This window comes from Dactylosporangium sp. NPDC006015, from assembly GCF_040614215.1.
Lineage (GTDB): Bacteria > Actinomycetota > Actinomycetes > Mycobacteriales > Micromonosporaceae > Dactylosporangium > Dactylosporangium maewongense.
This window is the reverse complement of the sequence record NZ_JBEXUD010000065.1, coordinates 45407-51506: the sequence shown is the minus strand read 5'-3', so window position 1 is coordinate 51506 and position 6100 is coordinate 45407. Positions and strand designations below refer to the sequence as shown.

General features: G+C 75.7%; 7 protein-coding genes. 2 read left to right on the top strand and 5 right to left on the bottom strand.

Features of this window, described 5'->3' with window-relative positions; all coding sequences use genetic code 11:
- On the bottom strand, window positions 1–1168 hold a 1168-nt coding region (locus ABZ321_RS53385; RefSeq protein WP_354904080.1), incomplete at its 3' end, for an FtsX-like permease family protein.
- Window positions 1169–1467: 299 nt separating this feature from the next.
- Window positions 1468–1968 carry a MarR family transcriptional regulator gene (locus tag ABZ321_RS53380; protein WP_354904079.1) on the bottom strand — a complete coding sequence of 167 codons (501 nt, stop codon included), beginning with the start codon at window positions 1966–1968 and terminating at the stop codon, window positions 1468–1470.
- 47 nt (window positions 1969–2015) lie between these two features.
- On the opposite strand from ABZ321_RS53380, the gene ABZ321_RS53375 reads away from it, so the two are divergent.
- Window positions 2016–3011 (top strand): EamA family transporter, encoded by a 996-nt coding sequence (locus tag ABZ321_RS53375; protein WP_354904077.1) that lies wholly within the window; start codon window positions 2016–2018, stop codon window positions 3009–3011.
- Window positions 3012–3054: 43 nt separating this feature from the next.
- The gene (locus tag ABZ321_RS53370) at window positions 3055–3648 is read left to right on the top strand and encodes a hypothetical protein (RefSeq protein WP_344502419.1); all 594 of its coding nucleotides are present in this window, start codon (window positions 3055–3057) and stop codon (window positions 3646–3648) included.
- Between the two features lie 302 nt (window positions 3649–3950).
- Here the strand turns inward: ABZ321_RS53370 and ABZ321_RS53365 are convergent, their stop codons facing one another.
- The 3 genes from ABZ321_RS53365 to ABZ321_RS53355 are packed head-to-tail and all read right to left on the bottom strand — an operon-like array spanning window position 3951 to window position 6099.
- Window positions 3951–4637: a TVP38/TMEM64 family protein gene (locus ABZ321_RS53365; protein WP_354904075.1), complete on the bottom strand. Its 687-nt coding sequence runs from the start codon at window positions 4635–4637 to the stop codon at window positions 3951–3953.
- The gene (locus tag ABZ321_RS53360) at window positions 4634–5230 is read right to left on the bottom strand and encodes a helix-turn-helix domain-containing protein (protein WP_344502421.1); all 597 of its coding nucleotides are present in this window, start codon (window positions 5228–5230) and stop codon (window positions 4634–4636) included. Before ABZ321_RS53360 ends, ABZ321_RS53365 begins: the two co-directional genes overlap by 4 nt.
- Complete coding sequence (locus ABZ321_RS53355) at window positions 5230–6099, bottom strand: SAM-dependent methyltransferase (protein WP_344502422.1); 870 nt, start codon at window positions 6097–6099, stop codon at window positions 5230–5232. Before ABZ321_RS53355 ends, ABZ321_RS53360 begins: the two co-directional genes overlap by 1 nt.
- Between the last annotated feature and the right edge of the window lies 1 nt (window position 6100).

The following is a 6100-nucleotide window of genomic DNA, read 5'->3' as shown; positions in this document are numbered from 1 at the left end:
GATCCCGGCGCCGATCCACAGCAGCCCCTTGTGCTCCCGGACGCCCTGCCAGATCCCCCCCGAGCAGGGCCAGGCCGGCGGCGACGCCGCTCGCGCGCAGCACCGAGCCGGTCTCCGCGGACGGCGGGGCACCTGCCAGAACGTGCCCCAGCAGCAGCCCCAGCCCGAATCCCGCGGGTGCGGCGGCCAGCAGCGGCACCAGGTGCTGCCCGGCGGCCAGCCGCAGCGTCCGGCGGCGGGTGCTGCCGCGCAGCTTCAGCAGGGCGACGTCGCCGCGCCGGTCACCGGCGGTGTGGCGGCCGGCGAGCCCGAGCGCGAACCAGCACAGGATCACCGCCTGCAGGACGCCGGTGAGCACGCCGCGGCGGATCGCGGCCCGGTCGGCGGCGATGCGGGCGAGCAGGTCCTGGGTCGGCGCGACCAGGTAGTAGCCGCCGGAGCGCAGGGTGTATTCGGCGCGCCGCAGCCGCTCGTCGAGGTCGCCGCCGGCGAGTGCCTGCGCCGGGACGGTCGTCGTGTAGTCGAACGTCGGGTCGGCGAACCGGCTGCTGGCGAACGTGTCTGCGGCGACGAAGAACGGGTCTGCGGCGACGGACCGGTCGCGGCGGAAGAGCGGGTTGGCCCAGTAGAGGCCGGCGGGGTCCGCGAGCTCGTAGCGGCCGACGACGCGCAGCCGCTCCTGCGGCGCGCCGGGCTGGGTGCTCAGCAGCACCGTGTCGCCGATGCGGAGGTTGTACGCCGCGGCGGTGGCGCCGCTGACGACGGTCTCACCGGCCGCCTGCGGGCAGCTGCCCTCGACGCGCATGTGCTCGCACGCGCCGTCGCGGTATGCGGCGACGACGCTCGCCCCGCCGCTGCCATACGACATGGACACGGCGATGCCGAGGACGGGCGCGGCGTCGCGGACGGTCAGGAGCCGCTCCACACCGGCGCGGAACGTGGTGAGCGCGACGGTCGCGTCGCCGTCCGTGTCGCTCTGCCTGCGCACCGACAGCATGCGCTGGGTGGCGGGCGCGACCGCGACGTCGGCGGCGACGGCGCGGCGCTCGGCGGCGGCCGCATACCAGGGACCGGCGGCCGCGGCGGTGACGAGCAGGAGCGCGAGCGCGAACACGGTCCACGCCTGCGCGGTGCGCGCCCGCAGCGCACCCAGCACCAAACGGAGCACGGCACCCTCCTCGACCCGGCGCCCGGAGCCTACGCACCGGGCACGAATGAACCTACGTGCCGGGTACGACAGAAAACCACGCGCCGCGGAGCGGCAGAAGACCACGTGCCGCGGAACGGCAGAACACCGCGTGCCTGGTGGGACGGAAACGACGGTGGGCCCCGGCGTCGTGTGCCGGGACCCACCGTTCGTGGCGCCGCTCGCCTCCGCAGTCGATAGGGCAGTACGGAGACTGAGGGCTTGTACTGTCTTGGTTGCCGGTCCGCGACGCGCTCAAACATCGCGTCCTTTATGGACGGTCAGCCCTCCTCGGCGGCGGAGAGAAGCTCGCGCAGCAGCGCGGAGAGCTGCCGGCGGCGCGGCTCGGGCAGCCGCTCGAAGACCTCCCGCTGCTCGGCCAGGCCGACGGCGACGGCCTCGTCGACGAGCACCCGGCCGGCGCCGGTCAGCGTGACCACGAGGCCGCGACGGTCGGCGGGGTCGGGCGAGCGGGCGACGAGCCCGGCCCGCTCGAGGCGGTCGAGGCGGCCGGTCATCCCGCCCGAGGTCAGCATGAGCGACGAGGTCAGCGCCTTCGGCGACAGCTGGAACGGCTCGCCCGACCGGCGCAGCGTCGCGAGCACGTCGAACTCGCCGCGGTTGAGGCCGAGCGCTCCGTACACCCGCTCCTGCCGGTCACCGACGATCTTCGCCAGGCGGTACACGCGACCGAACGCCGCCATCGCCTCGGTCTCCAGCTCCGGTCGCTCGCGGGCCCACTGCTCCACGATCCGGTCGACGTCGTCTGCCACGTCCACCATCCTCGCACATCTTGCTTCTAAGTAGCTTACTGCTAAGCTACTTAGTCATGAGGAACCTAGCCGCGACGACCGCCATCGCCCCCGCGCTGTGGGGCACCACCTACCTCGTCACCACGGAGTTCCTGCCCGACGGCCGTCCGCTGCTCGCCGGGACGCTGCGTGCCCTGCCGGCCGGGCTCCTGCTGGTCGGGGCCGCGGTCACCGCCGCCGGGCGCCGCGGCCTGCCGTCCGGCGCCTGGTGGTGGCGCGCGGCGGTGCTCGGGTTCCTGAACATCGGCCTGTTCTTCGCCCTGCTGTTCGTCGCCGCCTACCGGCTGCCCGGTGGGATCGCGGCCGTGCTCGGCGCGCTCGGCCCGTTCGTCGTGGCGGCGCTCGCGTTCGGGCTGCTCGGCCAGCGTCCCGCGGTGCGCGTCCTGCTCGCCGGCGCCGCGGGCGTGGCCGGCGTGGGGCTGCTGGTGCTGCGCTCCGACGCCGCCCTCGACCCGATCGGCCTGGCCGCCGCGGCCGCCGGCATGGTGTCGATGTCCCTGGGCACGGTGCTGGGTCGCCGCTGGGGCACGCCGCCCGGGCTGCCGGACCGCCGCACGGCACTGCTGGCGCTGACCGGCTGGCAGCTGACCGTCGGCGGCCTCCTGCTCGCCCCGGTGATGCTCGTCGTCGAGGGGTTTCCGCCGGTACTGACGTGGACCAACGCGGCAGGCTTCGGCTACCTCTCGCTGGTCGGCACCGCGGGCGCCTACTTCCTGTGGTTCCGCGGCGTGACGTCCCTCGCGCCCGCCAGGGTCACGCTGCTCGGCCTGCTCAGCCCGGTCGTCGCGGCGGTGGTCGGCTGGCTCGCGCTGGACCAGTCGCTCTCCCCCGGCCAGCTGCTCGGCGCCGTCGCCGTCCTCGCCGCCGTCGTCGTGGGCACCCGCTCGGCGCCCTCCTCCGGTGCGGCCGCCACCCCGACCGGTCCGGACAGCTCGCCGGCGAGCCCCGCCACGCCCGTCACCCGGACCGATCGAGCGGTGCTCGGGCAGCGGCGATCGCTGATGTACCGGTAACCTGGCCCCTCCGATGGGTTCGAGCCGTGTGTACGGGGGGATCGTGTCCGAGGAGATCTGGCGCGCCTGGGCCGGGCGGGCGCTCGCCGCCGTCGCGGTCGTGGGCGCGGCCGTGGCGCTGGTCGGCCTCACCACCGGCGCCTGGGCCACCTGCACGCTGCACGGCCTGAGCACCGCCCGGGGCGACCACGGCACCGACCCGGCCCGGCGCCTCGACGTCGACCTGTTCCCCGACGGCCGGGTCGCGGCCCACGGCGAGTCCTCGATGCTGCGGACGTACGACGACGGGGCGCACGCCGCCGTCCGCTCGGCGCTCGGCCACGCGATCCCCGGCCTGCTGGACGGGTTCGCCATCGCCTGCGTGGTCGCGATCGGGCTGCTGGCGCTCGTCGGCACCGTCCGGCGGCTGCCGGCGCACCTGTGGACGGTCGCCTGCGCGGTCGCCGCGGGGGCGCTCGTGACGGTGGCCGTGCTGCGCTTCGAAACCCTGGCGGCGCTCGCCGCGTTCGCGCCCGGCGTGGCCTCGGACTTCGAGGTCCACGGCACGCCCCTCGCCGGCTGGACCACGGCCGCGCTGGTGGTGTACCTCGTCGCCGCGGCGGCCCACCCGCTGCTGCGCGAGCCCACCGACACCTGACCACCGGCGGCCACCAGCCACCGCGCGTACCCGCCAACGCCTGACCACCGGCGGCCACCCGCCGCCCCACGAGCCAGCCGACCCTGACCACCGGCAGCCACCCGCCACCCCACGAGCCAGCCGACCCTGACCACCGGCAGCCACCCGCCACCGCGCGTACCCACCAACGCCTGACCACCGGCGGCCACCCGCTGGCCCACGGGCTGGCCGACCCTGACCACCGGCGGCCACCCGCCGCCCCACGAGCCGGCAGGCGCTGACCAGCCGGCCTCACCCGCGATGCTTCGCGACACCGCCGGCGTTCACGCCTGGCCGTGCGACTCCACCGGCGTCCGGTCGCCGTCCCGGCCGGCGCGACGGCGGCGGTGGCGTTCGACGGCGAGCCCGCCGACGGTGAGCACCAGCAGCGTCGCGAGGGCCGCCCACATCGGCCAGTGGCCCGGCTGCGATCCGTAGGCGCCGACGGTGACGTACGCGGTGGTCGCCGGCAGGATGCCGACGAGGGTGCCGAGGACGAAGTCGCGCAGCCGCACCGACGTCAGCCCGGCGACGTAGTTGACGGCGGTGAACGGCACGATCGGGATCAGCCTGGCGACCACGATGGTCCGCAGCCCGTTGCCCGCCAGCAGGCTGTCGAGGCGGTCGATGCGGCCGCCGGTCAGCCACCGCACGGAGTCGCGGCCCAGCAACCGCCCGAGGTGGAACGCCGCCACCGCCCCGAGCATCGCGCCGCTGACGACGACCGCGACCCCGGCCGGCACCCCGAAGAGCGCCCCGGCGGCCAGCGTGAAGACCGTCTTCGGCAACGGCGAGAGCGACACCACGGCGTACAACACGCTGAACGCGACCGGCGCCCACCATCCGAGCCCGAGGACGTCCTCCCGCAGCCGCTGCTGGTCGGGCACCCCGATGAGGACCGCCGCCGCCACCACCAACGCCACCAGCGAGAGCAGCCCGGCGACGTGCAGCAGCGCGGCACGAACGGTCATGATCCCATCATGCCTTCACCTGCCGGTCCGCGCTCCGGTGGCGGGGTGAGGGCGGTGCGGAGGAGGTGTTCGGCGGTCGCGGCCAGGGCGGCGTGGTCGAGGGTGTCGTCGAGGACGGTCTGCAGGAGGAGGCCCTGATAGATGGCGATGAAGATCCTGATGACCGAGTCGGCGTCGAGGTCCGGCGGCAGCGCGGCGCCGGCGAGGAGGCGGGCGGGGCGGTCGACGCCGGAGCGGACGAGGTCGCGGATGCGCTCGGAGCGGACGGTCTCGGCCCAGACCTGCAGGGAGAGGCGGAGGGCGTCGCGGGTGGCGGGGTCGCCGAGACCGCGGAGCAGGTCGGTGTACGCGGTGACCGGGTCCTCCTCGCGCAGGCGGCGTTCGCGCTGCTCGTGGCGTTCGGTGACGATGGCGGCGATCATGTCGTCCTTGCTGGTGAAGTACCGGTAGACCAGGCCGGCGCTCACGCCCGACTCGCGGACGATGTCCTGCACGGAGGTGCGGTGGAAGCCTTCGCGGGCGAAGCAGGCGGCGGCCGCGTCGAGGATCTGCCGGCGGCGGGCGGCGAAGTGGGCGTCGTCGACCTTCGGCATCAGCCGGCCACCAGCGCGCGGGCGACGCGGTAGAACTCGGCGGTCGGCTCGGCGGCCTGGCGGGGCGCGGGCAGCAGCAGCGCCGCGGCCGCGCGGGTCGACAGGTCCTCCTCGAGCCGGAGCCCGCGCGCGGCCAGGTAGGCATGGACGGCGGCGGGGTCGAGGCCGAACGTCCAGGGTTCGCCCTGCCGGCGCACCGCGGCGTGCCACTCGGCGGCGCCCGGGAACTGTGCGGTGCCGTCCAGGACGCCGCGGTCGACGTACGTGAAGATGACGGTGCTGCCGGCGGGGCACAGCGTGGCGAGGGCCCGCAGGGTCGCGTCGACGGCCTCGGCGGACAGGTAGTTGGTGACGCCCTCCCAGATCACCACGGTGCGCTTCGACGGGTCGAGGCCGGCGGCGCGCAGGACCGTGGCGAGGTCGTCGGTGATGAGGTCGGCCGGGGCGAACACGACACCCGGCCGGGCGTGGCGGCCGAGGCGGCGCCGCTTCGTGGCCTGGGTCGCGGGGTGGTCCACCTCGAACCACGTGGCGCCGCCGGGGAAGCGGTGGGCGCGGCTGTCGAACCCCGCGCCGAGCAGCACGACCTGGTGGGCGCCGCCGGACAGGGCGGACGCCAGCCAGCGGTCGATGAGCGCGGTGCGGACCACCGCCGAGGCGCGCGGGCCGCCGGACCAGCGCCGGTCGATGTAGCGCACCAGCGCCGCGTGGACCCCCGGCAGGCGGCACAGCCCGACGACGGGCCGGTGCCGCGGGGCGAGGAGCCGCCACGCGAGAGGGTCGTGGAACAGGCTCCCGCCCGGGCGTGCCGACTCCAGGGCCCGGAACCCGGCGACGTGCTCGGCGGTGCGACTGCTGCGGTCGATCACG

Excerpts from the sequence above, each read along its gene's own strand:
- ABZ321_RS53380 (WP_354904079.1), bottom strand. The coding sequence starts at position 1,968 with ATGGTGGACGTGGCAGACGACGTCGACCGGATCGTGGAGCAGTGGGCC.
- ABZ321_RS53375 (WP_354904077.1), top strand. The coding sequence starts at position 2,016 with ATGAGGAACCTAGCCGCGACGACCGCCATCGCCCCCGCGCTGTGGGGC.
- ABZ321_RS53365 (WP_354904075.1), bottom strand. The coding sequence starts at position 4,637 with ATGACCGTTCGTGCCGCGCTGCTGCACGTCGCCGGGCTGCTCTCGCTG.
- ABZ321_RS53360 (WP_344502421.1), bottom strand. The coding sequence starts at position 5,230 with ATGCCGAAGGTCGACGACGCCCACTTCGCCGCCCGCCGCCGGCAGATC.